This window comes from Patescibacteria group bacterium, from assembly GCA_041671645.1.
Classification (GTDB): Bacteria; Patescibacteriota; UBA1384; order XYA2-FULL-43-10; family 1-14-0-10-43-13; genus JBAZBD01.
Window position 1 is genome coordinate 591,842 of the sequence record JBAZBD010000001.1, and the last position, 25,548, is coordinate 617,389.

Genomic DNA, 25,548 nt, shown 5'->3' on the forward strand with positions numbered 1-25,548 from the left:
CTTTTGCGGAATTTATGAACTAGAATTGAATTCTACCCTCTCCAATATTTTTTGCCCTTGAGATTATCAGGCAAAAGAGATTCTTTGTCGTACATTTTGTAGTCTTTTCCAAAGCCGAAATCCTTCATTATCTTGCTAGATGCATTTCTAATTTTGAGAGGGACGGGCTCAAGTCGACTATTTGTGACGTCGTTTTTTGCACTTGCATATGCCTCATCGACAGCGCGCGATTTTGGGGCAATACTTAGATATATCACCAATTGCGCGATTGCATTATTGGCCTCAGGCATACCCAAATGTCTGGTCGCGTCGAGTACAGATGTCGCTAAGATTAAGGCCTGTGAATCAGCCATCCCAATGTCCTCAGACGCACATCGTATCAACCGTCGGATGACATAGAGAGGATCTTCGCCCGCCTCCAACATTCGGGCAAGATAATGTAGTGCCGCATCAGGTTGTGAAGCGCGGATTGCTTTGTGCAGGGCCGAGATGGCATCATAATGGCCGTCCGCACCCTTGTCATATCGTATAAATTTCTGCTGGATTGATTCTTGTGCCAAGAGCTCATCGATTTTGATAATCCCATCTCTTGGCTCTGCTGATATTATCGCAAGCTCCAAGGCATTGTAAGCGTCACGAAGATCGCCTTCGCATAGATTGGCAATCAGCTCCAGTGCTTTTTTGGAGATTTCTATTTTATTTTTTGGTCCTTCAGAACGACCACTTACATAGTCGGCTTGCTCTAAATTAATTCTGGAAATGGCTCTTTTTAGAGCCTTGGCCACAGACGGTATGGTTTGTTCGCGGAAATGAAAGACTCTCGCTCTCGACAGAAGTGGAGCGTTGACTTGAAATGATGGATTTTCGGTCGTGGCTCCAATCAAGGTAACAGTACCGTTCTCGACATAGGGCAGAAGAAAATCTTGCTGCGACTTATTGAAACGATGAATTTCATCAATAAACAAAATTGTTTTGATTTGGTTGAATTGTGATTTGTCTCCTGCTTCGGCCACTATTTTCTTCAAATCAGCTACTCCGCTAGCAACAGCAGAGATGAAGACAAACTGGCTTTTGGTCCTTCCGGCGATAATTTTGGCTAGCGTTGTCTTGCCGCATCCGGGCGGACCCCAAAAAATCATCGGGACGATTCGGTCCGACTCAATAATCCTTCGTAGGATCTTGTCTTTCCCAACGATATGTTCCTGGCCAATAAAATCGCCTAGAGATGTAGGACGAAGTTTCTCGGCCAGCGGAAGGTTAGATTTTTGCGTGAACAAATTTTCCAAGTCGACGCCAGTCCGTTAAAATCCTTGCTATAATTTTTCGCCGAGGAAGAGGATATTTTCGTTGTCGCCCCTATCCCCTCTTTTCATATTATCGATTCCAACTATTTCGAAGCCGGCCTCTAGGAACAATTTTTCAAGCTCCTCTACTTTGAAACAATGAATGTAGCGATTTGCCTTGATGATTCTGTTTCCTGATCGAAATGGGTAAAATGTGTCGCTCAAGTCGAGACTGGGATGAAAGAACCCGTTACGCAGAATCTGCCAGAACATTCCCTTCTTTTTCCACATATTCCAAACTGTCAGGACGAGCAAGCCGCCCGGCTTCATGACCCGTCTGATCTCTTTCAGATATTGAACGCGAAATTCAGTACTGGGGATGTGATGGAAGACCGATAGACAGAATATTTTATCGAAGGAGTTGTCGGCGAATTCGAATTTGAGCGGATCGGTCAGACGAAAATCAGATTTTGGATAACGCTGCTTCGCAATCTTCACTAACTCTGTGGAGTTATCAACTCCAGTGTAGTCGATCTTCATATCCTTAAATAATTCGGTTAATCTGCCGTTACCACAGCCAACATCCAGGATCCTGTCGCCATCTTTAGCATAAGACTTCAGTGCTATAATGTCATTAGACAAATAGTTCCTTGTACTTGAAAACTGCTCAGCGATGCTGTTATAATCCTCTATCGTCCGATTTAATAGATATTGTGCGTATTCTTTTTTCATAATGGATAAAAACCCGATCGAACAATTTATTATTGAATTTGCTAGCGGCGAACTCTCTCGCAAGCGATTTGATAAACTCCAACGCATTTACGCGAAGGCTTCACAGCTTTCATTTTTCACAAATGACCAGCTGCTTTTAGCATACCAAACTTTGCTCATAGGTCAACTCGTTGAGAAGAATATTGGGCTTGAGAAATTTCTGACGCTCAAATCTACTCGATCTAATTCTGGAATTGTCGTCGTCTCAGTCCTAACAAAGCCATACGATTGCCCCGGCCGTTGTCTATATTGCCCTACACAAGCCGGTGCACCCAAGAGCTACCTTGCCGAGGAACCAGCCGTAATGCGGGCAATTACCTGCAATTATGACCCTTATCTTCAGGTCAGCTCAAGACTCAAAGCCTTGGAGGCCGTTGGACACCTGACCGACAAAGTTAATATTCGCATTATCGGTGGCACTTGGTCGGCTTATCCTACAGAGTACCGGACAGAATTTGTCAGGGAATTATTCAAAGCAGCTAATGGCAGGATCAGGGAGTCAGGAGTTGAAAGCTTAGAAAATCTACAGAAGCAAAATGAGACTACCAAACACCGAATCGTCGAGATATCGATAGAAACAAGACAAGATCATATCGACATGGATGAGATCAAACATTTGCGCGAGTTAGGAGTGACCAAAGTCGAACTTGGCGTACAAAGCTTAGATGATGAAATTTTAAAATTAAATAATCGTGGCAATGATACTGCATCGACTATTCGTGCAACAAAACTTTTGAAAAACGCAGGGTTCAAGGTCTCGTATCAGATGATGGTCAACCTTTACGGCGCTGATCTGAAACGAGATCTTGAGATATTCAAAGAGTTATTTGAAAATCCAGATTTCAAGCCAGATCATTTGAAGATTTATCCCTTGGCGCTAGTCAAGGAAGCAGAAATATACAAACTTTTTGAGCAGAAGAGATATAAGCCCTATACTGAGTCAGAATTGACAGGCCTGCTTGTCGAGATCAAAAAACTGGTCCCGCCTTATTGCAGGATCGAAAGAGTAATTCGCGACATTCCGACTGAATATATTGTCGAAGGTGGCGCCAAGATTTCAAATCTGAGACAAAATGTCTTGCTCGAGTTGGATAAACAAAATGCAAAGTGTCAATGCATCCGTTGCCGCGAAATTAAAGGCGATTATAATATCGATGAAGATTACAAAATGTTTCGTCTCGATTACGAAGCTTCCGATGGTAGAGAAATATTTCTCTCAATCGAATCTAAGGATAGAGCGAGGCTTTTGGCTTTGCTCAGACTCCGTATCCCAACAAATTATTCCGAATCATTGCCAGTATTAAAAAACTCGGCCATTATTCGCGAGATGCATACTTATGGGCCACAGGTTGCAATAGGGCAAAATAATGATTTAGCTGCCCAGCACCAAGGATTTGGAACTAAATTGTTGTCTGAGGCTGAAACTATTGCCAAAAAAGAATTTTACCTCGATAAAGTTTCCATCATTGCTGGAGTCGGCGTACGCGGTTTTTTTGAGAAGTTTAGCTACAAGCTAGACCGCTGCTATATGACAAAAACATTGACCAAAGACTAATATGGTTGTATTATCTTGCTAGTCCTTCCTCCTAGGACCAATCGCGGATGTGCCCGGGGGCTATCAACAATACTGGTATTCCAGGTTATTTATTTGCATTTATTGCCCGCACCTGGATTTTCCACAGTTGGTAGCTCCCACCAACCCCCCTCTTGGGGGATTTTTTGTATTAAAAAACCCGGATCTGAGTGATACTCAATGACCCGGGCGGGAATAATTGGTAATTAGATTACTGGTTTCGGGATAGGAATCATCACGATCTCATTTAACTCTTTCAGCACCAATAGTGCCTCGCTAAAAGGGATCATGGTTTTGTATGGTCCGATCCATAGTTCTCTTGCTCCAGTGCCGTCATAAGGCAAGAGGAGCGCCTTATCATCAACAATGATGAAAAGTCCGGCATCACAGCTTCCGTACCATCTGGTGTATGGTCCTGTCCAAAGCAGAATCTCCCCACCGCCGAAAGGATAAACTATAACTTTGTCACGAAAATTCGCAACGATGCCTTTGCAACAACTGCCGCAGTTAGCATATTTTGTAGCCGCGGGCGGGCCACCGTTATACGGGTAGCAATGGTTTAGGCCATCATGGAAATCCCAGACATATCCTTGCCCCATCGATGATTTTTGACCCCAATCACGATCAGTGAAGATAATATTATAGACACCATTGACCTTGGCGTGAACCCAATTCCGATTCTTGTGTGAACCGATAACTATCCCGTCATGAACAGTGATATTCACACCACGGCCATCCCAAAATACTTTTGGCTCTGACCGGTCAAACGGAACATAAAGAAACTCGGACTCCTTGTGCGCTAAAATCATCCCTGTGTCGCAACAGCGCAGATGATCAGGTATCTTGCTTCGGTAGAGTAAATCATGAGCGCTACCATCGTAAGGAGCAAGATAGTATCTGGTTCCCTTTTGAATTGCAACACCAGCCTTTGTCGGATACCAGCCGTAGTGACCGTCGCCGAGACTGACTTGGTGCCCATCATTACGGATAAGAATCAACTCACTGCCTCCGCTTTTCTGGATGATAAGGCCATGATCGCTCGGCAGCGCATGTTGCTGATAATCATGGTAAGTGATCGAATTTACTCCGGCCGCAGGGCCGGCAGTAATGGCTGTGTTCATATTTGTTCTCCTTTTCTCAGAATGCAACAAACAATAAATTGTTAGTTTGTCAAAGAGCATTTAGCCGTTATCGGCTAGCTATATCCGATAGTAGATATGGTGTATAAATAGCATAAATTGGCTGGAATGTATAGGAAAAAGCAGTTGGTAGCTCCCACCAACCCCCTCTTGGGGGATTTTTTGTATTAAAAAACCCGGAACTCAATGAACCGGGCTGGAAATTTTGTCCTTAGGCTTTTCTGCTTAAAGACGTCCGTTTGGGTAATCTTTTGATGCCAAGACGGCACATTTCAACAATGTTTGGGCAAAAGTACCATGGCTCTTCCCGATACCTACCATTTGAAAAGTACAGTGCCCAACTGTCGATCCATTGTCCCAACCAGAGGCCATTTCTGAGAGCCTCATAGGCAAAAACCATAGTCAGGGGGAAGGTCCATCCGATCCAAGGATAGTTTGCGGCGACTGTTTGCCCTGACGGATTGAGCATAAATGGGATTGCGGTCATGATTAATCCTCCTACACCAAGGCAACCAAATATAAGCCAGGCCCCTATCGCGAGGATATAGACAGCCAATGCGACGATAAATAGTACGTACCCAAGCGAGTAACGCAGTAGGTTGCTGGCTTGTCTTCCAGCAAAACAGATACCGGTAAGTAATTTTTGCACATTTCTTACCTCCCTGCTTAATGTATTAACACAAATTCTTTAAAAACTCAAAAATGGATTTTAAAAAACAACCGGCGTGTTGCGGTTGTTTTTAATCAATATTCGATTCGCTACATTGCCACTTTTTTGGCTTTTTTGAGACTATTGAGTTTGATTTCGGAGCACTTGGGGCAACGGTACTGCGGGTGCTTGTCCTCTGTCCTGTCGTAGCCGCCAGGAGCCATCACCAATCTTCGCACCAAGTCTTTCTTGCCACAATCGAAGCAAGTACCGCTAGGAATAATTTCCCATTTTTCTATCAGTTTGCTTTTGAAGATGAAGCGATCAACCCAGAAGAAGATACAACCGCCGATCAGATTGGCCACAGTGGCGGCGATCCAGTCTTCCTTGGTACCCATTATTGAGGGAGAGTGCTTGAAGTACGCAACGGCTGGAGCGAGAATTAGTGTTGAGAGTTGCCAGCGGATGAGATAGAGAATAAACTTGAGCATTTCCTATTCCTCCAAATAATTAATTCAATATTATTCTATCTGGCTATCCCATAACTTGTCAAAATAATTATTGAAACAAATAAAAAGTCTCCGCTTAGATTTAGATTCTAGGCGAAGACGGGTCAAAATTCGATATCGATGTGTGTCCAGCCAGATCGTGATCGAGACTGGCTAAAAGACTGAGGCGTCTGCACTTGCGAATACTGTACAGGCTCTTCCTTGACCCGTGAATCACACCGTGTGTGGTGCGACAAGTGGTCGGAGGAGTAGAGATTGATAAATTCGGGCCTGATTCCTGCAAGAACGGTGATCGGACCTTTTGTATTACTGGAATCTACCTCTCCATCCACGACAACCAACGAAATTGTGCCAACAATATTTTCGCTAAAGTATTTAACTTTCGCAGCTTCCAACTTTTTGAAACAGTCGTCGCGAGAGTTACAAATTGCAAATACTATTGTGTCACAAAAGATTTTCCCCTTCACATCTCCCCTCTTGAGGAGCTGAGAAATGATGCGTTCGTGGTCTGGCTTGTCGTTCAAAACGACGACCAGAGCACTGCGTGAAATAGTTATCTTCGCCATCGAAATGTCCTCCAAGCAGAGCATTCTATCTTTGGTATATCGAGATTATGATACTTTGTCAATTTAAGATCAAAAAAACACCTCAAAAATGAGATGCGTTTTTGGTGGACCCTAGCGGATTTGAACCGCTGACCTCCTCCATGCCATGGAGGCGCTCTACCAACTAAGCTAAGGGCCCATTAGTCGTTTTTAATAAATCCGTCTTTAATTATTTGTTTAATAATATTTTTATTTTTATATCTTTTAATCTCAATTCGATCCTTCTCGCTGAAATAAGGTCATCGAAATTTTGCTGGAAAACTAGCTTGGCGGGCAATTTATATTTGATCCCCAGTGTTTTGCCAGAGTTATGTTCAAGTAGCCGTCTGTGAATATCGTTCGTAGAGCCAATATAATATTGCATATTATTTAACTCGAGGATATAGACTGTCCCTGCCATATTTCCTTTCTGACCTTCCCGATGTCCATCGGGACGTTCTAGCCAACTAAGCTAAGGGCCCAGATATTTTTTGTAGCGATAATTCAAAGGTTATTTTACTACAAAATTGAATTGAATTCAAGCTCAGGAAGTGATATTCTTGATTTAAGAATTTAAAAATAAACGCACTAAGTAGGCAAAATGAGAGAATATAATTTCAAAGAGATCGAATCAAAATGGCAGAAGAAATGGGAAGAGGAAAATTACGGCAAATCCGATGATGATTCTGCCTTGCCGAAGCACTATCATCTAGTTGAATTCCCTTACCCCTCTGGCGCTGGCCTCCACGTCGGCCACTGTATGGGCTATGGCGCATCCGATGCCTACTGCCGAATGAAACGTCTTCAGGGCTTCAATGTGATGTATCCGATCGGCTGGGACGCATTTGGCCTGCCTACCGAAAATTTTGCGATCAAGAATAAGGTTAAACCGCAAAAAGCGACTGCTGACAATGTTGCGGTATTCAAATCCCAGATGAAATCATTGGGGCTTTCCTTCGACTGGTCTCGCGAGGTCAACACGACCGACCCAGATTATTATCGCTGGACTCAATGGATTTTCCTCCAATTTTACAAGCATGCAATCATTGATGGGAAACTAGTCAAGGTTGCAGATGATGATTTTCATACTCCCAGACTTGCTTTTCAGGCAGAGATGCCGGTCAACTGGTGCCCTTCTTGCAAAATAGTTTTGGCCAACGAAGAAGTCGTCAACGGAACATGTGAGCGTTGCGGTACTGGGTCTGAGAAGAGAAAACAAAAGCAATGGATGCTTCGGATTACTGCCTACGCCGATCGGTTAATTAAAGATCTAGACACGGTTGATTACTTGGACAAGATCAAGACACAGCAGGTCAATTGGATCGGGCGAAGTGAGGGCGCAAATATAATTTTTGACGTCAAAGGTTTTAGTAACACCGTTCACGATGAAGAAATAGAGGTATTTACTACCCGAGCCGATACTTTGTTTGGCTGTACTTATGTCGTGCTTGCCCCAGAGCACCCACTGGTTAAAAAGCTTGGCCACCATATCCAGAACTTTGAAGAAGTCCAAGATTATATAGATAAAGCAAAGAAAAAGTCTGATTTGGAACGTACTGAGCTGCAGAAGGATAAAACTGGAGTTAAGCTGTATGGCGTATACGCGATCAATCCAATTAATGGTGAACAAGTTGATATTTATGTCGCTGATTACGTCCTGTCAAATTATGGTACTGGCGCTGTCATGGCCGTACCTGCTCATGATGAGAGGGATTTCGAATTCGCCAAGAAGCATGAGATCAATATTGCACAAGTGATTACCGACAAGGATGATTCCGTAGACATAACTGACGCGGCCTTTGTTCACTACGGCAAATTGATCAATTCTGGTGAATTCGACGGCCTAGCCTCAGAGCAAGGCAAGAAAGCTATTACTGAGAAATTGAAAGAAACTCGCAAGGGTGACTTTACGATAAATTATAAGCTTAGGGACTGGATATTTTCTCGACAACATTACTGGGGCGAGCCAATTCCAATCGTTCATTGCGAGAGCTGCGGCAAAGTTCCAGTGCCAGAAGATCAACTGCCGATCACTCTGCCAGAAGTAGAAAAATACGAGCCAACCGACGATGGTCAATCCCCTCTCGCCGCTATCACCGACTGGGTCGAGATGACCTGTCCTAAATGCGGTGGCAAGGCCAAACGAGAGACCGACACTATGCCAAACTGGGCCGGTAGTTCTTGGTACTTCTTGCGCTACACTGACCCCAAGAATGACAATGAATTAGCTTCCGAATCTAAACTTAAATACTGGACTCCGGTAGATATTTACAACGGCGGGATGGAACACACAACTTTGCATCTTCTATATTCCAGATTCTGGCACAAATTTTTGTTTGACTTGGGTGCTGTCCCAACGGCAGAACCTTATGCCAAGAGAATCGCTCATGGAATCATTCTCGGCCCCGACGGTCGCAAAATGAGCAAATCTTTTGGTAATGTCATCAATCCAGATGAAATAGTGAAACAATTTGGCGCCGACACACTCCGCATGTATATCGCATTTATCGGACCATACGACCAAGAGTCGGCATGGAACATGGCCGGCGTCCAGGGAGTCTCACGATTTCTAAACCGAGTCTGGAAAAATGTTGAAAAAATCGACGACAAAGACGATGACAAGGAGCTTTTGATTAAGCTAAATCAGACTATCCAAGGAGTTTCGGAGGACTTTGAGAGCTTCCGCTTGAATACTTCTGTTGCCAAATTGATGGAATTCAATAATCTATTTGAGAAAATTGGTCATATCCGTAAAGATTCTTACCAGAAATTCCTGCAAATCCTCTACCCCCTCGCTCCGCACATTGCTTCTGAACTTTGGGAAACCGCCGGCCTGAGCGATTCCATAGTGAATTCCGCTTGGCCTGAGGCTGATACCAAATACTTGGTAGCTGACACGATCGAAATCGTAATTCAGGTCAATGGTAAGGTGCGAGATAAGCTATCGGTCTCTTCTGATATTTCAGACGATGAATTGAAGAAATCTGCGCTGAACTCACCAAAAATCGTTGAAATTATCGGCGACAGTGAGATTGCGAAAGTGATCGTCATCGCCAAGAAATTAGTCAGCGTAGTCACAAAGTAATCGAAGCTTTGATCTGGTTGATTTTTTGACTGGTTTATGCAATAATAACGACATAATATCTACTAACAAAACAGGATTTTCTAATGGCCGAACCAAAAAAGCGAACGAATAATTCTAAGCAGGGCATGCGCCGAATGCACGACAAGGTTATCAAACCTGCCGTAGTGTTTTGCGAACAATGCCATGAGCCAAAAGTTGCTCACCAGGTTTGCTACAATTGTGGCACCTTTGCTAAGAAACAAGTTCTCGATATCAAAAAATAATCAAATCTTTGGAAGCCAACTATGAATCGCCATCTTTCTAGAATGATTGCCATGCAGACTTTGTATGAACTGGATTTCCGTCCAGAATCAAACAAAGAAGAAGTGATGGATCGAAATGTCAGTGAATATGCTGATAAATGCGAATCTGATTTTGTCGATCTCTTGGTAGATGGTGTGTCGAAGTTGAAAGATGAGCTAGAAAGCATCGTTACCGAATCCGCTCCAGAATGGCCGATGGACCAGATTTCTTTGATCGATAGAGAAATCCTTCGGATTGCGATATATGAGTTGCTTTATGTAAATGACATTCCGCCCAAAGTCTCTATCAACGAAGCAGTCGAGCTAGCCAAACAGTTTGGTGGGGAGAACTCATCTAAATTTGTGAATGGTGTATTGGGTACTGTTTACAAAAAGTACGAGAACAAGATTTCAAATAAATTACAATCAAACCAACAAGGAGAACATGACGACATTAGCTGAGTTCGAAGAATCAATTGGGGTACAATTCAGGGATAAATCGCTTCTAGAGCAGGTATTTATTCATAGATCGTATCTCAACGAACACAAAACTCTGAATTTAGAGCACAACGAGCGGCTCGAATTTTTGGGTGATGCAGTTTTGGAACTTGCAGTGACTAAATATCTTTATGCCAATTACGACAAGCCAGAGGGCGACCTGACTAACTGGAGAAGCGCTCTAGTAAAAGGTGAATCCCTCTCTGTCGAAGCCAAGCGAATCGGTCTCGACCAGTTCCTCAAAACATCTCGTGGCGAAGCCAAGAATATGGGCAAAGCCAGAGACATTTTGCTTGCCAACGCCTTCGAAGCACTAATTGGCGCAATCTATTTGGACCAGGATTTCGACGAAGTCTACAATTTCGTATTGAAGAATATCATTTACAAGCTAGAAAATATTCTCGAAAACGGTCTACACTTCGATGCCAAAAGCCGCTTCCAGGAAATGTCCCAAGACAAATTTGGTATTACACCTTCATACGAAGTTGTAAGCGAAATTGGTCCAGATCACAACAAAATATTTACGGTAGCTGCATATTTGAACGAGAAGAAAGTCGGCCAGGGCGAAGGCTCCTCAAAACAAAAAGCCCAGACTGACGCCGCTCAATCTGCACTTGATAAGTGGGAAGAGATAGTAAAAAGCTCATAAAGTCCGTAAAGTCTATAAAGTCCCTAAAGTCCATTGATCCCGAAGTCATAGAACTATGTATCTAAAGATTTAATCAAGCCTGATAATATTTTTGATATTTCTGTTGATTTATCTGCTATTAATTTGAACTGACCATTATCCAGATATTTAAACTCGTCGGCAAGATAGCTCATTGATCTTACCTCGCCACAAGATCCCTTTGATATAAATAGAAAGTGCTTGAATTCCCTATCTCCTCTCCGCTCGAATCCTTCGGCAATATTGTTCATTATAGAAACTGCGGCCCGCCTAAACTGATCACGGAAAGAGAAGTCTCTCCACTTTTCCGATAAGTCATAGCAGAAGATTACTAAGTCCTTAGCCTTTTGCCATGCGATTATTTCCTCAAAGCGTTCAATTTTCACATGCCCTCCTCGTCCCCTGACTTTATGGACCTTTGACTTTATAGACTTTCGACTAGTTTGTCCCCCAATCAACATTGGCCCAACCCCAGTCGAGAAGCTTTCTGGCCTCAGTTGCTGACGCTTCTGGTGTATCATAAGTGGTGTAGAGAATGATTGCATACAAAGTATGATTATCTCTCTCCGCTGCCGCGACCAGTGAATGGCTTGCCTCTGGCATATAGCCAGTCTTAACGCCCAAGGCACCTGGATAATTCCAATCAGATACTAATCGGTTGGAATTTTTTAGTTGATGAGTGATCTTGCCAGTCACGTCCGTGACTGAACTCTCGGCTGTTCCAACTATTTTGGCGAAAAGGGGCTTTTGCATTGCATACTCAGTAATGATCGCTAGATCATGCGCAGTAGAGTATCCCGTTGTATCGAGCCCAGCCGCGTCGTGATAATCTGTGTCGTACATTCCCAAGGACTTCGCCTTGTCGTTCATCATCCGCACAAACTTGTCCGTCCCAGTTTCACTGGGGGAATTTATATGTTCAGCTAGCGCATAGGCCGCTCTGTTTGATGAAATAATTAGTAATACATCAAGAAGGTTTTCAACTGTAATTTTCTCTCCTGATTTTGTTGTTGGATCCATGCCCACCTGGATCGCTGCTTCGCGAGATATTGTGACGACCTCATCTAATTTGTAGTTCTCAAGCACGATAGTCGCGGTCATGATTTTCGTGGTAGAAGCGATAGCAGTCTGTGTATCAGCGTCGTTGGATACGAAGACCGTATCTGATGTCGGGTCCATGAGAAGGTAGTATTTGGCATAAATATTTGAGGGAAACTTTGCAAAATTACCGACCTTTGGCGGCTCTTTGAGCTCCGGAAGTATCAATTCTTGGATAGAAGCGTGGGCCGCAGAATCAGAGCCAGAACGATCTGAAATGATCGACCTATCAATATTATTTGCAATTCCGCCCATACCAAAGGAATTCAAAATAATTGAAAAGATTATTGCTAGCTTCATCATTATAAGATTGACTCGAGATTAATTTCTTTGCTTTCCCCAGGTTCGAGACCAAGAGACTCGAGAGATAGTTTAGCCACTCTAGTCCTCACTAATTTTACAACCTGTAAGCCAATTTTATCACACATCCGTCTGATCTGTCGATTGTATCCAGTGTGGAGAACCATGTTCAATGTGATCAATTTTGATTCAGGATTTTCATTGATTACGATCACCTTATCAGCGTACATTCGCTTCGTATCGATATATAATCCGTTTGTAAACATTTTGACGATTTGTATCGAGCCGACATGAGGATCTAGCTTACCCGTCCGAGCCTCTGCCACATATTCCTTCTCGTGTTTGAAACTTGGATGAGTTAGCTTTTGGGTCAGATCACCATCGTTGGTCAGAATAACCAATCCCTCGGAATATTGATCAAGGCGACCGACTGGATAAATTCGCGGAGACGCGGGAAAGAAGTCTAGCACAGTTTTTCGACCCTGCTCATCATCTGAGGTTGTGACGACACCTTTGGGTTTGTAAAAAGCGAAGTAGACAAGGCTGTCTGATTTCTCAATCTTTTTGCCGTCAAATAATACTTCGTCTTTGTCTGAGTCAATTTTCACTCCGAGCTCCCGACTAACCTGACCGTTTATCGATATTTTGCCAGCCAAAATATGCTCGTCGGCCTGTCGCCTAGAGCATACTCCAGATTCTGATAGATATTTATTGATTCTTATTTGCATTTCAATACTATAACAGAAATACGATGCTTTTCCTACTGTTGATCATATAATATTGATTATTCTTTGCCAAGTTGAGTAATTTGGTCAGAAACTTTTGTTCTCGCTGCTTCCAATTCTGCCCTTGAGGTGATTTCTGGTGGTAATTTCGCGATAACAGCCTGGCTCTCCTCGAGTTTTTTGCTTAATTCATCAATCTCTGATTCAATTTTAGCGCGAATAATGTCGGGATTGAGCTGTGCATTAAGTGCTAGATCCAAAGCCAACTTGGCTGCCACTGCTTCCTCGTTGTGTTTAGGATGCATTTTTTGTATGAAGTTTCTACGATTGATATCAGCAACGTCAGCCGTAGTATTGATTACTTGGTTATTCAACCTTGTATCCAAATTGGTAAGGTCATCTTGTTTTTTTTCTATAGATTGATTCGATTTTTTAATATCTTCAAAAATATCGCCTTGTTTTAGAATAGAATCAAAAAGTTCCTGGGTTTGACGGAGTTCCGCCAAACGAGACTGCAGCTTCTTTTCAGCACCAGACTCAACTTCACCCGCAGTCCGAGTTAGCGCTTCTCTATAGTCGGATTTTATCTGCTCAACTGTAGCTGCGGTAATATGTGGCGCAGGATATTCGCCGCTCGCCTTTGTTGGGATTATCGCTCCGCTATCATCAAGCTTGAAACCACCAATCTCCAACATTTTCTGAGATTTAGGGTCATTAAATGCATTCTTGAGCCCGCCATCGAAGAACCCATCACTCGACGTGACTAGATTCATCGTAGGTAAAAGCGATGAAAAAACTCTTTTTATAGTCCCGGTATTGTAAGACTGTTCTGACTGGGATAGCCTTGTGGAGTAAGTTCTAGTACCCCCCTCCATCGCACTGACCGCGTCGACAATTTCAGCTAACGGGCTATTGCGGGAATAATCAGGCGCAGCATTGCTGTCTCTAATAGTCATGGCGTCACGTAATGCAATCCCCATCACTAAGCCTGCTTTTTCCTTTCTGCTGTATGGGCTTTGGTCGCTAGTCGCTGTATTAATTGCATTATCAAAACTTGCGTTACTTGTTATGCCTTGTAGAATCTTACCGATTTCGTTGCGCTTATCGCCGATGTTTTCACCCCTTATCTTCATGGCCGCGAAGGTATTCGCAATATATTCTACAATGATGTCGTGAACTCGTTCTTTTGGATATATGGCGTCTTTGCCATTATTTGACTTCCAAGTATCTTCCAAATGTCTTGTTGTAGTACCTATCTGTTCAGAATACTGTTTTTCGATATTGGCTTTCAAACTACCGACATTCGACTCGTGCTCAGCGACGACAATCTCCTCGATTTTTTCTCGCTGCCGTATATATGCCTCTACCGACTTTGCTCGATCTTCTGGCATCTGACCCGGCATAGCAATTGGTTCGCCTTTAGTCACCTTGGATCCCTGAAAGTCCTCATATGGTCTATCGAGCCGTTTCGTCCCAAGCACTCCGCTTTCTCTAGCTGCTTTGACAAAATTAATAAATTCCATTTGAGATTGGATGACCCCGGACGATGATTCTGTGAGAGCTGTTCGCTGGTTCACATTTAGACCTTGGTCGTGCGACATCTCGGGGTTATTATAATCTAGGGCAATCACAAGATCTCTAAAGTCATTGGCGATTTCATTATGACCAGTCGTAAACATTTGCCTCAGGGCAGCACCTATTAGAACCCCTCTATTTTGCTCTGACTTTTTATCGTCGACCACACCACGCTCTTTGTTCTTTGCGTTCAGCTCAGTACTAAAAGGTGTATAGTTTGGTTTGGCATCAATTTGGCTGGTGCGTCCGCTATTGGTGCTGTTCAAACCAAGCATAATCCCACTAATTGTCTGGCTATCAATTTGATCGACTTCGATACCAAGTCGCTGGGCCTCTCCCTTAATCATAAGGTATAGCGCCTCTCTCATCACACCAGGAGAGACCTCCTTGTCTAGACCATTATGACTTGTTTGGCTGATAAATGATTCAAGTTTCGACAACGCTCGCTTGCTAAAAATAGCATCAACCTTGTCCTGCTCTTTAGCACGTTCGGCATCTTCGGCATATAATTCTACTAAGCCTGGGTGCTCCAGCAGCTGGTCAATCTGTGTTTGTAGTGTCTCAATCTCCTCACGGTCTTGCATTGATAATTCGCTTAGTGTCTCAATATTACTGGAGACGTCGGCGCGCAGCACACTTAGCTTGCCGAGTGACTCTTGGATCGAAGCCAATCCGTTCGATGCGACCGCTCTTTCACTGAGTATTTCTTTACCTGCGATAGTGCCTTTTGCTGCTAGTTTTGTGTCACTTATTTCGTCCATGAAAGCATGGATTTGTTTTATATTCTTTTGCGCTTCAGCAGTATCTTGATGTTCGTTTCTGTCTATCTCGGATTGTTTATCGTTTGTAGCTAAAGCAAGCTCTTCTGCACCTTCTGGTAGATTCTTCTTCGACAAATCCATAAGTCGACCAAACGCGCCTTTTAGATCTAAAAGTTTTTGTCGCATAATTGCTCGATTCGCTTTCTCGACAGGGTCGCCTTTGGCAAGCTCATTTGCTTTAATAAGACCTGCGGCTCTATCTAAACTATATTTCTCATTCATACTGGGCTCCTAGATAATTTTATTACTTTAATTCTACGTCTTTCTGTGATTAAGTTCAAATAAAAAACTCGCCTTTTACGACGAGTTTTTTACTATTACTTTGTTAGTCCCCTATCACAGTGTCAGCGCCCTTTAGCTGCTTGCCCTCAGCCTCTTTGGCCAATCCGATATGAACGTCTTTCAGCTGTTGCTCGGCTATCTGGCTCGGAGCGCCCATCATTACGTCTCTAGCGTCACCGGTTTTGGGGAATGCCATTACTTCACGGATCGCGTCTTCGTGGGCCAATACTGCGACTAGCCGGTCAATGCCCCATGCTATACCACCATGCGGAGGAGCACCAAATTCGAAAGCTTCGAGCATGTGGCCAAAACGTCTTCCCTTCTCCTCTGGAGATACTCCGAGAAGATCAAATATCTTGTCCTGTATTTCTCTATCGTGGATTCTAATCGAGCCACCCGCTACCTCGAAACCATTCAAAACCAAGTCGTAGGCGTAGGCCCTGACTTCAGCAGGTTTGCTGTCCAAGAGGCTCAGGTCTTCCTTCTGAGGCATAGTGAAGGGATGGTGAGAGGAAACTAACTTCTTGTCAGTATTTGAGTATTTAAATAGCGGCGCATCTGTTATCCAAAGGAAAGCCATCTCTTCTTTGTCGTTTTTGTCTTTTCTCAAGTCTGGCTTGTCAGTACCGTATTTCTCCATCGCCTCTTTGTATGTCATGCGTGGAAATGGGGTAGAGACAATTTTATTTTCTGGAGTAATCTTGGTCACCAAGTCTATGGCCAATTTCTCCATAGTGTTTAGGATATCTTCTTGATCGATAAATGACATCTCAACATCGAGTTGGGTAAATTCTGGCTGTCGATCCCCTCTTTGATCTTCATCACGGAAGCAACGAGCGATCTGAAAATATCTTTCGATCCCGCCGACCATCAACAATTGCTTGAACTGCTGAGGGCTCTGTGGCAGTACATAAAACTCTCCAGGATAGATACGGCTTGGAACAACAAATTCTCTGGCTCCCTCTGGAGTTGATTTGGTCAAATAAGGTGTCTCAACCTCGCGGAAACCTTCAGCCCAAAAATACTCACGCATTGAGCGGATAACGTTGTGACGAAGTGTGATATTCTTGTTCATTCGATCACTTCTGAGGTCTAGATAACGATATTTGAGTCTTAGTTCTTCGTCAATTCCGAGCGTATTCTTGTCCACTTCAAATGGTGGTGTCTTGGCTTGATTCAAGATTTCTAAGTCGGCAGCCTCCATCTCTACCGTGCCAGTGACCATACCAGGATTGACCATCTTCTCAGGTCTAGCCTTGACCATACCTGTGATTGAGACGACCCATTCTGGTCGGATATCTGATACTTTGTCATACGCCTTGGATCCTGGTACGAAAACGACCTGCAATGTGCCGGACATGTCACGCATGTCGAAGAAGACGATCTTGCCATGATCTCGGCGGGTATTAACCCAGCCCGATACCTTGACCTCTTCGCCAACCTTTTTGACTGTTTCTGATATTAGTATTCTTTTCATAATATTCCTTATATAGTTCTTAATTGTGCCTGATATTCGTTCTCGACCATTTTGACCACTTTCTTTACAACCTGTTCGGCCTCTTGGTCGGTCAAAGTCTTGTCCATATCCTGAAGGTAGAGATGATAAGCAACGTTTTTCTTGCCGACGCCCAGCTTGTCTGAAGCAAACTCGTCAAAAAGCTCAACTCTATTTATCATGTCCGAGACAGCATAAATTGACTGTGTGATCAAACTAGAATCAAGCTTCTTGTCTACCAGGAAGGCTAAGTCACGGGTTATCATCGGGTATTTTGATATCGGTCGGTAGACTGACTTGGAATAAGATTTTGGTAAATCTAATTTCTTCTCATCTATCTTTGATTTCTCAAGGACTAGAGACAGATCGATTTCGGCAACAAAAACTGTTGGCTTCTTGACCTTGAATTTCTGAAGTTCGTCTCGACTGAACTCTGTGATCTCTGCATCAAATTTCTTGCTCAAAAGTTCTTTGAGTGCGCTCAAGGCTTTCTCGATGGAAGGCTTCGCATTTTTACCGGAGGCAATGATCGCTAAGTTGGTGGTTTCCTTGCTCTTGGTATATACGTGAGCAATTTCGAATAAGAGAACAGGGTCGAACGCTGGGTTCTTGGCCACTGCCTTGATCAGACCAGGCAGAAGAGAGATTCGGAGGTACTTGAGCTCTTCCTGCAAAGGATTGGCAACCTCAAGTAATTTGTCTTTTTTCAATCTTAGAAGCTCGACGTCCTTCTCTGACAGATACGGATAGCTGATAGTCTCGGAAAAACCGTTGTTGATAAGGGCTTCCTTGACTGATTCTTCGCGGAAATATTGGGAAAATTTGGGACAATTTGCTTTGTCGAAATAAACTGGAACGATTTTGTCATAACCCTCGACTCGTCCAACTTCATCCGCCACGTCTTCGATGATCGATAAGTCGTGTCGCCAAAGAGGTACGATGGCCTCATCTGTGCTCAGCTCGATATCCAGAGCCTTCAGATGATGACGAATGATCTCATCTGATAATTTCATACCGAGGATTTGATTTATCTTTTCATAATTTAGCTTAATGATTTTCTTGGCTGGCGTCTGGCCACTTTTCAAAATCCCGTTGGCAATATTGCCACCAGCAACTTCGGCTATCATATTGGCCGCTTGATTGATGATGTATTCGGTGTCGCCCTCATCAATGCCCCGCTCGAATCGATAGCTTGCCTCAGACTGAAGCTTCAAGGTCTTGGAGCTGAGTCGGGCAGTCCTGGGATCAAATACTGCGGCCTCGATAACTACGTTCACCGTATCGTCATCGACTTCGCTATCTTTCCCGCCCATGATTCCAGCAATAGCAATTGGGTGTTTGGCATCTGCGATAACTAAGTCATTGGAGTCCAATACTCTCTCGACTCCGTCGAGGGAAACAATCTTTTCATTGGATTTGGCACCTCTCACAACGATTTTCTTGCCCCCGATTTTGGATAGATCAAAAGCGTGGATCGGGTGACCGGTATCCAAAAGAACGAAATTCGTGACGTCGACGACATTGTTGATCGAACGGACCCCAGATAGCTCAAGCTTGCGCTTCAGCCACTCTGGCGATGGTCCAACCTTGACATTCTGTACCACTCTAGCGAAATACTGTGGGCATTTTGATCCATCCTGCACTTCTAGCGCGAGAATTGATTGTATATCGCTTCCAGTTTTGGCGACCGAGACAGGCTCTTTCTTGATCTGCTTGCCAATCATCGCCGCCAGTTCACGAGCTGATCCAATATGCGAGAGAAGGTCTCCCCTATTTGGAGTGATTGAAATATCAAAGATGGTCTCGTTGCCAAGATATTTGTTCAGTGGTTCGCCTAACTCATATTCTTTGGGCAGTACGATAATACCGCTATGATCGTCTCCGAGACCGAGCTCATCTGCGGCGCAGAGCATACCTTCGGATTCAACTCCGCGAATAGTACTTTTCTTGATCATGAAATCGCCAGGCAACAGAGCGCCAATCTTGGCCAATGGTACTTTCATACCTTTGGCAATATTTGGCGCGCCACAAACTATTTTGTAGGTCTGGGTATTGTCTTGTACGTCAGCTAGGCTTAATCTGTCGGCGTTGGGATGCTTTTCAACGTTCAAAATCTCGGCGACCACAACATTGTCGTCCAGGCCGGACTCTATGGATTCTACCTCAATTCCGCCGCGACGAAAAAGCTCAGCGACCGCATCGGCGCTCATCTCCCCTATCTCTTTGACGTATTTTTCAAGCCAGCTTTTCTGTATCTTCATATTTTTTCGATATTAATTAGAATTGCTTTAGAAATCTAAGATCTCCTGAACGCAGATTTCGGATATCTTCGATACCGTATTTGAGCATTACGAGCCGGTCTATGCCCATACCAAATGCGAATCCAGAGTACACTTTGGGGTCGATTTTCATGTTTTTCAACACTTTGGGGTGGACCATTCCGGCGCCGAGTAGCTCAATCCATTTGCCCTTGTATTTGGCTTCAACTTCAAACCCTGGCTCGACAAAAGGGAAGAAGCTGGGTCGAAATCTGATTTCAGTCTCTTCTCCATACATTTTCTTGAAAAACTGCTCAAGTGTGCCAAATAGATGGCCAACGTTGATATTTTTGTCGATACACAAGCCTTCGAGTTGATAAATGCTGGTTTCATGCTTGAAGTCGGTCGCTTCATTGCGATAAACCTGGCCAGGGAAAACAGCCTTGATCGGCGGTTTGCGTGTTTCTGCGTACCTAACTTGGCCGTTCGAAGTGTGAGTGCGGAGTAGTTTACCGTTTGTAAGCCAGAAAGTGTCCTGCATGTCACGTGCGGGGTGATCAGAGGCCATGTTGAGTGCGTCAAAGTTGTACCATTCGGTCTCAACTTCCGGTCCCTGGTACACATCAAAACCAAGATCTCGAAAATTGGAGATTGCTTCTCTCAAAAGCTGAGTGATAGGATGTAGACTTCCTTTGACGTCCATGTTGACTCCCAATATTTATGAATCGCGCTTCTTCGTTTCGAAGAAGAGCTCTAGCAGTACGACTACTATAATTACAGATCCGCCGACTAGATAATCCAGGATTTTCATGCCGCGAAGTAACAGAAGAGTCGAAATAGCGGTTGAAAATATTAACCCCTGCCTGACCGACGGCCAGAAGAAGATGTTGTTGGACTGGCTTTTGCTGATTCTGGTTTTGACTGCAATAATCAAAATCGCTATCAATCCGCCCAACCCTACCGTCAAAGAGGTATAAAAGTTGATGAAAACGGATCTTTCGGCGATATATGGATTATAATTGTAAACTGCCAGTAATGTCGAGACCAGGGCGAATATCGTGGCGCTGACAAGGAAGAAAAGATTTCTTACCATATTCATCTCTATATCTCCCGAAGTAACTGATCGATTCTAGCCGCTTTCTCCTCAGTCAAATCAGAAACAAAATAAAGAGAAGGCACTTTTCGTGCTTTGACACGTGTAGCCAAGACTTTTCGCAAATCCTTGGCACCCGCCTGGAACTTTTTGACTACGCCTTCTGGGTCCTTGACTGAGCTAATCCAGACTTTGGCAAAAGAGAGATCCTTGGAGGTGTGGACCTGGGTAATAGATACGATTTCCTCAGGAAAAAACTCGGCCAACGCGATCGAGAGCTCTCGCAGAATCAATTCGTCAAATTTGTACATTCTTTGTGTAACCATTACTAATTTTATATCATATTACAGCTCTCTTTGCCATGGCAGAGAGATAATATCTGAAAGAATATAGGAATAAAAAAAAATACCCTGGGTCATGCTGGGTATACTTTTCATTAATTTAGTTTTGGGGGACTCGGGATTGGCTCAATGCTCAATATTTTGATAAGCGATTGAATCCGCACCCGAGTTGGAAATTTCCCTCCCCACTTGCCTATGGCACCATTCTTTTCTTCCCTCCATCGGGATTTGCTTTAGCTTTCGGCTTCCCATTCCCGGCGGGGTCAGAAGGTTTGTCGCCTTTACGGCGCTCGAATATTGCGCCGCAGTGCCAGCATCCGCGCTCATTCGGACGCAGTTTGGTTTTGCATCGCTTGCACACCCTAACTGCTTCCCCTATTGAGGGCTGATCTTCTCCTCCACAATTATGTGGTGGATAGTTGTCTGCTGCGCCTTTCGGCGCTGCGGCTGGGCCCTTCGGCGGCGATACTTTCGGCGCAGAACCGCAGTGACAGACGCCCTCGCCTTTTGAGCGATTTGCTTCGCGAGCCATTGAGCGCGCGAACATGTTTGCGTCTTCAAGCTGAGCACCGAGAGCTAAGACGACCGTCCGAAGAAGATCCATTGCTGGATCGGCTTCGGGCATGCGGCCGTCAATGATGACCCGGAATTGTCCGGGTTTTAGTTTCTTGGACATTTTTGTGTCCTCCTTATCAGCGTTGCCGATACTATATCACAAATCTTTATTTTGGTCAATACAAATTGAGCACAAAAAACGCTTCGTGATGATTGAAGCGTTTTTCGTATAGTTCGAATGTATTTGAATTTTAGCGTTTGGCCCACTGTGGTGCTCTGCGAGCACGTTTGAGACCTGGTTTCTTGCGCTCTTTCTCTCTTGGGTCGCGGGTGAGAAGACCAGCTTTTTTCAGGGTTGTGCGGAATTCTGGGTTGAATTTCTCAAGAGCACGAGCGATACCAAGTCTGATTGCATCGATTTGGCTGACTTTGCCGCCACCTGAGACCTTGACGCTAAGGCCAAATTTGCCTTTTTCGCCGACTAGTTCAAATGGTGAATCAATCTCAGCAGTCATCTTGGCCGCTTTGGCATTGATCAAAATCTCTTTTTCACCAGTGATTTTGACAAAAGCGACAGCGGTTTTGCGTCGGCCGATACCAGTCCAGTATTGTTTTGTTGTAGTTTCTTTCTTCTCAACCATAATATTTTGATTATTTAGCTATTCTTAAATTTCGCGTTGTTGTGTGGGTGCTCGGCGCCTGCGTAAATTTTCAGACGAGCCATGAATTTGTCCTGAAGTTTGTTGTGTGGAAGCATTCCCTGAACTGCTTTTTTGATCACTTCGCCTGGGTGCTTGGTCATCAAGTCTGAAACTGTGTCAGTCTTCAAGTTTCCAAGGTAGCCAGTGTGTTTGTAATAACGTTTTTGGTCCATTTTCTTGCCGGTAAGCACGAATTTGTCAGCATTCACGACAACAACGAAGTCGCCACCGTCCTTGTTTGGACGAAAGTCAACTTTGTTCTTGCCTCTGAGCAAATCTGCGATCTGGGTGCTCAAGCGACCTAGCGTTTGGCCAGCGGCGTCGAAAAAGTACCAGTCTCTATTTTCAGTCGTATTTTCCATTATTTCTTCACTTTTTCTTTAACTTTTTTCTCTACTTTGACAGCTTCTTCTGTTTTCTCAGCTTTTTCAGCTTTGGTTTCAACCTTTTTGTCCTCTTTGACAACTGTTTTCTTGCCGATAAGCTCTACGCGCATCATGCTAGAATTGTCGCCAACTCTGTTTTTCAGGTGATAGCTTTTGCAGAAACCACTTTTGCGATCAGCAAATCTAGGAACTAACTCTTCGATAACTTTCTTAACTGCGTTTTTGTCGAAGAAAATAGTATTTAGATTTCTGATTACATTGAAATCAGTGCCTTTGTTGCGAGCCAATACCTTGTCGATATATGACTTAACCTCTTTGGCTTTGGCTTCGGTGGTATCGATTGTTTCATACAATACCAAAGAAGTAGCCAGGTTTCGGATTAAGTGATTTCGGTGATCGGTTTTTCTTCCAAACTTTCTCATATCTGTTTCTCTGATTTATATTAGCCGAGGATCATTAGGATCTCTTCAACACCCTTTTTGCCAAGACCCTTGACCTCTTCAAGCTTGAGCTGGGAGAGTTTTTTCAAACCGCCAACTGTCTTGATACCGGAGTTAAGCAAAGCGTTAAGTGTGCGTGAAGAAAGGTTTAAGTCTTCAACTTTTGTCTTGTTATCAATTTCGCCGTCAATTACAACAGCTTCTTCTCCGTCAACAGGAATTTCAAGGGCAGACTCAACGATTTCTTCTGGTGCATCACCCTCGATGAGGATAGCGCTGAAGTGGTCGATAAGTACTGTGGAAGCCTCTTTGAGAGCCTGGAAAGGAGCAACTGTACCGTTGGTGATGACTTCAAGGATAAGTTTGTCATAGTTGGTCATCATACCGACACGAGTGTCTTCGATATTCATGGCAACACGTAGGACTGGTGAGAAAAGAGCATCGATGCCAATCTGGCCGATTTCACCTTTTTCGCCGGTACCAATGTGAACTGCGCGAAAGCCACGATCTTTTTCGATGGTTACTTCCATCTCGAAATTGGCACCCTTGTCGAGTGTCACGATGTGAGCATCAGGATTGATGATTTCGATGTTGCTGTTGGCCTTGAAATCCTTGGCAGTAACAGTAGCAGGACCCTTCTTTGAGAGTTCCAAGACGACTGGTTCGTCGCTGAAAGAACGGAATGAAACGCCCTTTAGGTTCATCATGATTTCGATAACGTCTTCTTTGGCGTGTGGTACTGCGGTAAATTCATGAGAAGCGCCTTCAATCTTGAATGAAGTAGCGGCTGCGCCAGTGATAGACGAAAGCAATACTCGGCGAATTGAATTACCGATTGTTGCACCGTAACCTGGATAAAGAGGTTCGATAGAAAACTTGGAGTGATTGTCACCCAATTTTTCTTCTGTTATTTTTGGCAAGCTGATTTTTTCCATTTTTGTATCTCCCTTAAAATTATCTAGAGTAGTACTCAATAATTAGACTTTCATTGATAGGTGTGTCAATTTCTTCACGGGCAGGTAGATGTCGGATGACAACTGTCATTTTCTTGGTATCAGTTTCTAGCCATGAAAGTGAGGTGCTGAGGGAAATTTCAGAATATGCTTCCTTTTTCTTTGGAGCGATAATGTCACCGATCTGAACCTGAATAGAAGGAGTATAGATAGGGTGACCGTTGAGAGTGAAAAGACCATGAGAAATGCACTGTCTTGCCTTCGAATGTGAAGGAGCAAATCCGGCGCGAAGAATGATATTGTCAACTCGAGTTTCGAGCAACTGCATCAAATTCTCAGTCTTGTTACCAATCATTTTCTCGGCTTTTACAACGTAGTTTTTGAATTGAGTTTCGTTGATATTATAAATGCGTTTGGCTTTCTGCTTCTCACGAAGTTGTTTGCCATATTCACTCATTTTGCCTTTGAAACCCTGCCCAGAAGAGCCAGGAGCATAAGGACGCTTGACGATTGCACATTTGTTCGACAAACATCTCTCACCTTTTAAGATGAGCTTAACTCCCTCACGACGGCATTTTTTGCAGGCTGTCTCCATAAATATCTTCCAAAAACTTATTTACTATTAAACTCTACGTGGCTTCTTCGCTCGGCAACCATTGTGCGCGAGAGGAGTAGTATCCTTGATTACAGAAGCTTCAATGTTGGCATTCGCCAAGGCTCTAACGGCAGCATCACGACCAGGGCCAACTCCAGAAACGAATACATTCGCTTTGTGGAAGCCCCGAAGCTTTGCTTTTTCAAGAGCGTTCGCGATAGCAAGCTGAGCGGCATAAGGAGTTGATTTCTTGGCTCCACGGAAACCCAAGGCTCCGGCGGTTGACCAAGCGATTACTCCACCATTTTCGTCTGTAACTGTAACGATGGTGTTGTTGAAGGTGGATTGGATATAAATGCTACCAGAATAAACCGGTGCCTTTTTCTTCGCTACCTTCTTGACTACTTTCTTATCTGCTTTTTTTGCTTCTTTTGGCATATCAATATTTGTTCGTTATTATTTCTTCTCTACTGCTCTTCGGCCAGAGCCCATAGTGACTTTCTTGCCACGTTTGGTACGAGCGTTGGTCTTGGTCTGTTGACCGCGAACTGGCAAGCCTTTGGCGTGACGAGTCCCTCTGTAGCTTGAAATTTCTTTCAATCGTTTGATGTTTTGGGCCACTTCAGAGCGAAGATCACCTTCGACTTTGTAGCTTTTGCCAATGAATTGGCGAATATTTTCCAAATCTTGCTCAGTAACGTCTTTAACTCTAATATCAGGGCTAATTTTGAGCTCTTTCAGAATTTTCTGACTCAAAGGCAACCCGATACCGTACAGATATGTAAGGGCGATTTCGATTCTTTTTTCATTTGGAAGGTTGATACCACCGACTCGAGCCATTATTTGATTCCTTATTACTTTGACTTAACTTTATGAGCTTTATGGACTTTT

General features: G+C 43.8%; 28 protein-coding genes and 1 tRNA gene. 5 read left to right on the top strand and 24 right to left on the bottom strand.

The window, feature by feature from the left end; translation table 11 throughout:
• Positions 1 to 32 precede the first annotated feature (32 nt).
• Both WC227_03020 and WC227_03025 read right to left on the bottom strand, forming a co-directional pair.
• Positions 33 to 1,277 (bottom strand): replication-associated recombination protein A, encoded by a 1,245-nt coding sequence (locus WC227_03020; protein ID MFA6963663.1) that lies wholly within the window; start codon positions 1,275 to 1,277, stop codon positions 33 to 35.
• Between the two features lie 36 nt (positions 1,278 to 1,313).
• Complete coding sequence (locus WC227_03025; GenBank protein ID MFA6963664.1) at positions 1,314 to 2,015, bottom strand: class I SAM-dependent methyltransferase; 702 nt, start codon at positions 2,013 to 2,015, stop codon at positions 1,314 to 1,316.
• A gap of 1 nt (position 2,016) precedes the next feature.
• Between WC227_03025 and WC227_03030 the strand changes: the two genes are divergently transcribed.
• A complete protein-coding gene (locus tag WC227_03030) occupies positions 2,017 to 3,609 on the top strand; it encodes a tRNA uridine(34) 5-carboxymethylaminomethyl modification radical SAM/GNAT enzyme Elp3 (protein ID MFA6963665.1) in 1,593 nt (530 codons plus the stop codon).
• Positions 3,610 to 3,833: 224 nt separating this feature from the next.
• Here WC227_03030 and WC227_03035 read toward each other — a convergent pair whose 3' ends face one another.
• From WC227_03035 to WC227_03055, 5 genes are all read right to left on the bottom strand, one after another.
• Entirely contained in the window at positions 3,834 to 4,748 is a 915-nt protein-coding gene (locus tag WC227_03035; GenBank protein ID MFA6963666.1) for a hypothetical protein, read from the bottom strand.
• Between the two features lie 229 nt (positions 4,749 to 4,977).
• Positions 4,978 to 5,415, bottom strand: a complete 438-nt coding sequence (locus tag WC227_03040; GenBank protein MFA6963667.1) for a hypothetical protein — start codon at positions 5,413 to 5,415, stop codon at positions 4,978 to 4,980.
• A 110-nt stretch (positions 5,416 to 5,525) separates the two neighbouring features.
• Positions 5,526 to 5,906, bottom strand: coding sequence for a hypothetical protein (locus WC227_03045; GenBank protein ID MFA6963668.1), 381 nt, complete (start codon positions 5,904 to 5,906; stop codon positions 5,526 to 5,528).
• A 122-nt stretch (positions 5,907 to 6,028) separates the two neighbouring features.
• Positions 6,029 to 6,490 carry a hypothetical protein gene (locus tag WC227_03050; GenBank protein MFA6963669.1) on the bottom strand — a complete coding sequence of 154 codons (462 nt, stop codon included), beginning with the start codon at positions 6,488 to 6,490 and terminating at the stop codon, positions 6,029 to 6,031.
• Between the two features lie 102 nt (positions 6,491 to 6,592).
• Positions 6,593 to 6,668 (bottom strand) — tRNA-Ala (locus WC227_03055).
• A 441-nt stretch (positions 6,669 to 7,109) separates the two neighbouring features.
• Between WC227_03055 and leuS the strand changes: the two genes are divergently transcribed.
• From leuS to rnc, 4 genes are all read left to right on the top strand, one after another.
• The gene (gene leuS / locus WC227_03060; GenBank protein ID MFA6963670.1) at positions 7,110 to 9,593 is read left to right on the top strand and encodes a leucine--tRNA ligase; all 2,484 of its coding nucleotides are present in this window, start codon (positions 7,110 to 7,112) and stop codon (positions 9,591 to 9,593) included.
• Positions 9,594 to 9,676: 83 nt separating this feature from the next.
• A complete protein-coding gene (gene rpmF, locus WC227_03065; protein MFA6963671.1) occupies positions 9,677 to 9,856 on the top strand; it encodes a 50S ribosomal protein L32 in 180 nt (59 codons plus the stop codon).
• Between the two features lie 21 nt (positions 9,857 to 9,877).
• On the top strand, positions 9,878 to 10,336 hold the full coding sequence (gene nusB / locus WC227_03070; GenBank protein ID MFA6963672.1) for a transcription antitermination factor NusB: 459 nt from the start codon (positions 9,878 to 9,880) through the stop codon (positions 10,334 to 10,336).
• A complete protein-coding gene (gene rnc, locus WC227_03075) occupies positions 10,320 to 11,021 on the top strand; it encodes a ribonuclease III (GenBank protein ID MFA6963673.1) in 702 nt (233 codons plus the stop codon). Before nusB ends, rnc begins: the two co-directional genes overlap by 17 nt.
• 53 nt (positions 11,022 to 11,074) lie before the next feature.
• Here the strand turns inward: rnc and WC227_03080 are convergent, their stop codons facing one another.
• The 17 genes from WC227_03080 to rpsM all read right to left on the bottom strand — a co-directional run bounded on the left by WC227_03080 (position 11,075) and on the right by rpsM (position 25,497).
• Complete coding sequence (locus tag WC227_03080; protein MFA6963674.1) at positions 11,075 to 11,425, bottom strand: four helix bundle protein; 351 nt, start codon at positions 11,423 to 11,425, stop codon at positions 11,075 to 11,077.
• Between the two features lie 52 nt (positions 11,426 to 11,477).
• Positions 11,478 to 12,392: a serine hydrolase gene (locus WC227_03085; GenBank protein ID MFA6963675.1), complete on the bottom strand. Its 915-nt coding sequence runs from the start codon at positions 12,390 to 12,392 to the stop codon at positions 11,478 to 11,480.
• 47 nt (positions 12,393 to 12,439) lie between these two features.
• Positions 12,440 to 13,165: a pseudouridine synthase gene (locus WC227_03090; protein MFA6963676.1), complete on the bottom strand. Its 726-nt coding sequence runs from the start codon at positions 13,163 to 13,165 to the stop codon at positions 12,440 to 12,442.
• A 56-nt stretch (positions 13,166 to 13,221) separates the two neighbouring features.
• On the bottom strand, positions 13,222 to 15,780 hold the full coding sequence (locus WC227_03095) for a hypothetical protein (GenBank protein MFA6963677.1): 2,559 nt from the start codon (positions 15,778 to 15,780) through the stop codon (positions 13,222 to 13,224).
• A 103-nt stretch (positions 15,781 to 15,883) separates the two neighbouring features.
• Positions 15,884 to 17,317 carry an aspartate--tRNA ligase gene (aspS, locus tag WC227_03100; protein MFA6963678.1) on the bottom strand — a complete coding sequence of 478 codons (1,434 nt, stop codon included), beginning with the start codon at positions 17,315 to 17,317 and terminating at the stop codon, positions 15,884 to 15,886.
• An 8-nt stretch (positions 17,318 to 17,325) separates the two neighbouring features.
• The gene (gene pheT / locus WC227_03105; GenBank protein MFA6963679.1) at positions 17,326 to 19,596 is read right to left on the bottom strand and encodes a phenylalanine--tRNA ligase subunit beta; all 2,271 of its coding nucleotides are present in this window, start codon (positions 19,594 to 19,596) and stop codon (positions 17,326 to 17,328) included.
• A 16-nt stretch (positions 19,597 to 19,612) separates the two neighbouring features.
• A complete protein-coding gene (gene pheS / locus WC227_03110; protein MFA6963680.1) occupies positions 19,613 to 20,296 on the bottom strand; it encodes a phenylalanine--tRNA ligase subunit alpha in 684 nt (227 codons plus the stop codon).
• 15 nt (positions 20,297 to 20,311) lie between these two features.
• Positions 20,312 to 20,692 carry a hypothetical protein gene (locus WC227_03115; GenBank protein ID MFA6963681.1) on the bottom strand — a complete coding sequence of 127 codons (381 nt, stop codon included), beginning with the start codon at positions 20,690 to 20,692 and terminating at the stop codon, positions 20,312 to 20,314.
• A 2-nt stretch (positions 20,693 to 20,694) separates the two neighbouring features.
• Positions 20,695 to 21,012 (bottom strand): 30S ribosome-binding factor RbfA, encoded by a 318-nt coding sequence (gene rbfA, locus WC227_03120; protein ID MFA6963682.1) that lies wholly within the window; start codon positions 21,010 to 21,012, stop codon positions 20,695 to 20,697.
• A 208-nt stretch (positions 21,013 to 21,220) separates the two neighbouring features.
• Positions 21,221 to 21,703, bottom strand: a complete 483-nt coding sequence (locus WC227_03125) for a hypothetical protein (GenBank protein MFA6963683.1) — start codon at positions 21,701 to 21,703, stop codon at positions 21,221 to 21,223.
• Positions 21,704 to 21,833: 130 nt separating this feature from the next.
• Positions 21,834 to 22,223 (bottom strand): 30S ribosomal protein S9, encoded by a 390-nt coding sequence (gene rpsI, locus WC227_03130; protein MFA6963684.1) that lies wholly within the window; start codon positions 22,221 to 22,223, stop codon positions 21,834 to 21,836.
• Positions 22,224 to 22,237: 14 nt separating this feature from the next.
• Positions 22,238 to 22,645: a 50S ribosomal protein L13 gene (gene rplM / locus WC227_03135; protein ID MFA6963685.1), complete on the bottom strand. Its 408-nt coding sequence runs from the start codon at positions 22,643 to 22,645 to the stop codon at positions 22,238 to 22,240.
• Positions 22,645 to 23,091, bottom strand: coding sequence for a 50S ribosomal protein L17 (gene rplQ, locus WC227_03140; GenBank protein ID MFA6963686.1), 447 nt, complete (start codon positions 23,089 to 23,091; stop codon positions 22,645 to 22,647). Before rplQ ends, rplM begins: the two co-directional genes overlap by 1 nt.
• Before the next feature lie 20 nt (positions 23,092 to 23,111).
• A complete protein-coding gene (locus tag WC227_03145; protein MFA6963687.1) occupies positions 23,112 to 24,044 on the bottom strand; it encodes a DNA-directed RNA polymerase subunit alpha in 933 nt (310 codons plus the stop codon).
• 19 nt (positions 24,045 to 24,063) lie between these two features.
• Positions 24,064 to 24,657, bottom strand: a complete 594-nt coding sequence (gene rpsD, locus WC227_03150; GenBank protein ID MFA6963688.1) for a 30S ribosomal protein S4 — start codon at positions 24,655 to 24,657, stop codon at positions 24,064 to 24,066.
• Between the two features lie 27 nt (positions 24,658 to 24,684).
• Positions 24,685 to 25,095, bottom strand: coding sequence for a 30S ribosomal protein S11 (gene rpsK / locus WC227_03155; protein MFA6963689.1), 411 nt, complete (start codon positions 25,093 to 25,095; stop codon positions 24,685 to 24,687).
• 18 nt (positions 25,096 to 25,113) lie between these two features.
• Positions 25,114 to 25,497, bottom strand: a complete 384-nt coding sequence (rpsM, locus tag WC227_03160) for a 30S ribosomal protein S13 (protein MFA6963690.1) — start codon at positions 25,495 to 25,497, stop codon at positions 25,114 to 25,116.
• Positions 25,498 to 25,548 lie beyond the last annotated feature (51 nt).

Bases quoted from the DNA above. Each gene is read 5' to 3' on its own strand.
- rpsM (MFA6963690.1), bottom strand. From the start codon at position 25,497: ATGGCTCGAGTCGGTGGTATCAACCTTCCAAATGAAAAAAGAATCGAA.
- nusB (MFA6963672.1), top strand. From the start codon at position 9,878: ATGAATCGCCATCTTTCTAGAATGATTGCCATGCAGACTTTGTATGAA.
- WC227_03145 (MFA6963687.1), bottom strand. From the start codon at position 24,044: ATGGAAAAAATCAGCTTGCCAAAAATAACAGAAGAAAAATTGGGTGAC.
- rpmF (MFA6963671.1), top strand. From the start codon at position 9,677: ATGGCCGAACCAAAAAAGCGAACGAATAATTCTAAGCAGGGCATGCGC.
- WC227_03035 (MFA6963666.1), bottom strand. From the start codon at position 4,748: ATGAACACAGCCATTACTGCCGGCCCTGCGGCCGGAGTAAATTCGATC.
- WC227_03125 (MFA6963683.1), bottom strand. From the start codon at position 21,703: ATGTCCAAGAAACTAAAACCCGGACAATTCCGGGTCATCATTGACGGC.
- WC227_03085 (MFA6963675.1), bottom strand. From the start codon at position 12,392: ATGGGCGGAATTGCAAATAATATTGATAGGTCGATCATTTCAGATCGT.
- rpsD (MFA6963688.1), bottom strand. From the start codon at position 24,657: ATGGAGACAGCCTGCAAAAAATGCCGTCGTGAGGGAGTTAAGCTCATC.
- WC227_03045 (MFA6963668.1), bottom strand. From the start codon at position 5,906: ATGCTCAAGTTTATTCTCTATCTCATCCGCTGGCAACTCTCAACACTA.
- WC227_03090 (MFA6963676.1), bottom strand. From the start codon at position 13,165: ATGCAAATAAGAATCAATAAATATCTATCAGAATCTGGAGTATGCTCT.
- pheS (MFA6963680.1), bottom strand. From the start codon at position 20,296: ATGGACGTCAAAGGAAGTCTACATCCTATCACTCAGCTTTTGAGAGAA.
- rpsK (MFA6963689.1), bottom strand. From the start codon at position 25,095: ATGCCAAAAGAAGCAAAAAAAGCAGATAAGAAAGTAGTCAAGAAGGTA.
- rbfA (MFA6963682.1), bottom strand. From the start codon at position 21,012: ATGGTTACACAAAGAATGTACAAATTTGACGAATTGATTCTGCGAGAG.
- rplM (MFA6963685.1), bottom strand. From the start codon at position 22,645: ATGGAAAATACGACTGAAAATAGAGACTGGTACTTTTTCGACGCCGCT.
- aspS (MFA6963678.1), bottom strand. From the start codon at position 17,317: ATGAAAAGAATACTAATATCAGAAACAGTCAAAAAGGTTGGCGAAGAG.
- leuS (MFA6963670.1), top strand. From the start codon at position 7,110: ATGAGAGAATATAATTTCAAAGAGATCGAATCAAAATGGCAGAAGAAA.
- rnc (MFA6963673.1), top strand. From the start codon at position 10,320: ATGACGACATTAGCTGAGTTCGAAGAATCAATTGGGGTACAATTCAGG.
- WC227_03095 (MFA6963677.1), bottom strand. From the start codon at position 15,780: ATGAATGAGAAATATAGTTTAGATAGAGCCGCAGGTCTTATTAAAGCA.
- rplQ (MFA6963686.1), bottom strand. From the start codon at position 23,091: ATGAGAAAGTTTGGAAGAAAAACCGATCACCGAAATCACTTAATCCGA.
- rpsI (MFA6963684.1), bottom strand. From the start codon at position 22,223: ATGGTTGAGAAGAAAGAAACTACAACAAAACAATACTGGACTGGTATC.
- WC227_03050 (MFA6963669.1), bottom strand. From the start codon at position 6,490: ATGGCGAAGATAACTATTTCACGCAGTGCTCTGGTCGTCGTTTTGAAC.
- WC227_03030 (MFA6963665.1), top strand. From the start codon at position 2,017: ATGGATAAAAACCCGATCGAACAATTTATTATTGAATTTGCTAGCGGC.
- pheT (MFA6963679.1), bottom strand. From the start codon at position 19,596: ATGAAGATACAGAAAAGCTGGCTTGAAAAATACGTCAAAGAGATAGGG.
- WC227_03115 (MFA6963681.1), bottom strand. From the start codon at position 20,692: ATGAATATGGTAAGAAATCTTTTCTTCCTTGTCAGCGCCACGATATTC.
- WC227_03025 (MFA6963664.1), bottom strand. From the start codon at position 2,015: ATGAAAAAAGAATACGCACAATATCTATTAAATCGGACGATAGAGGAT.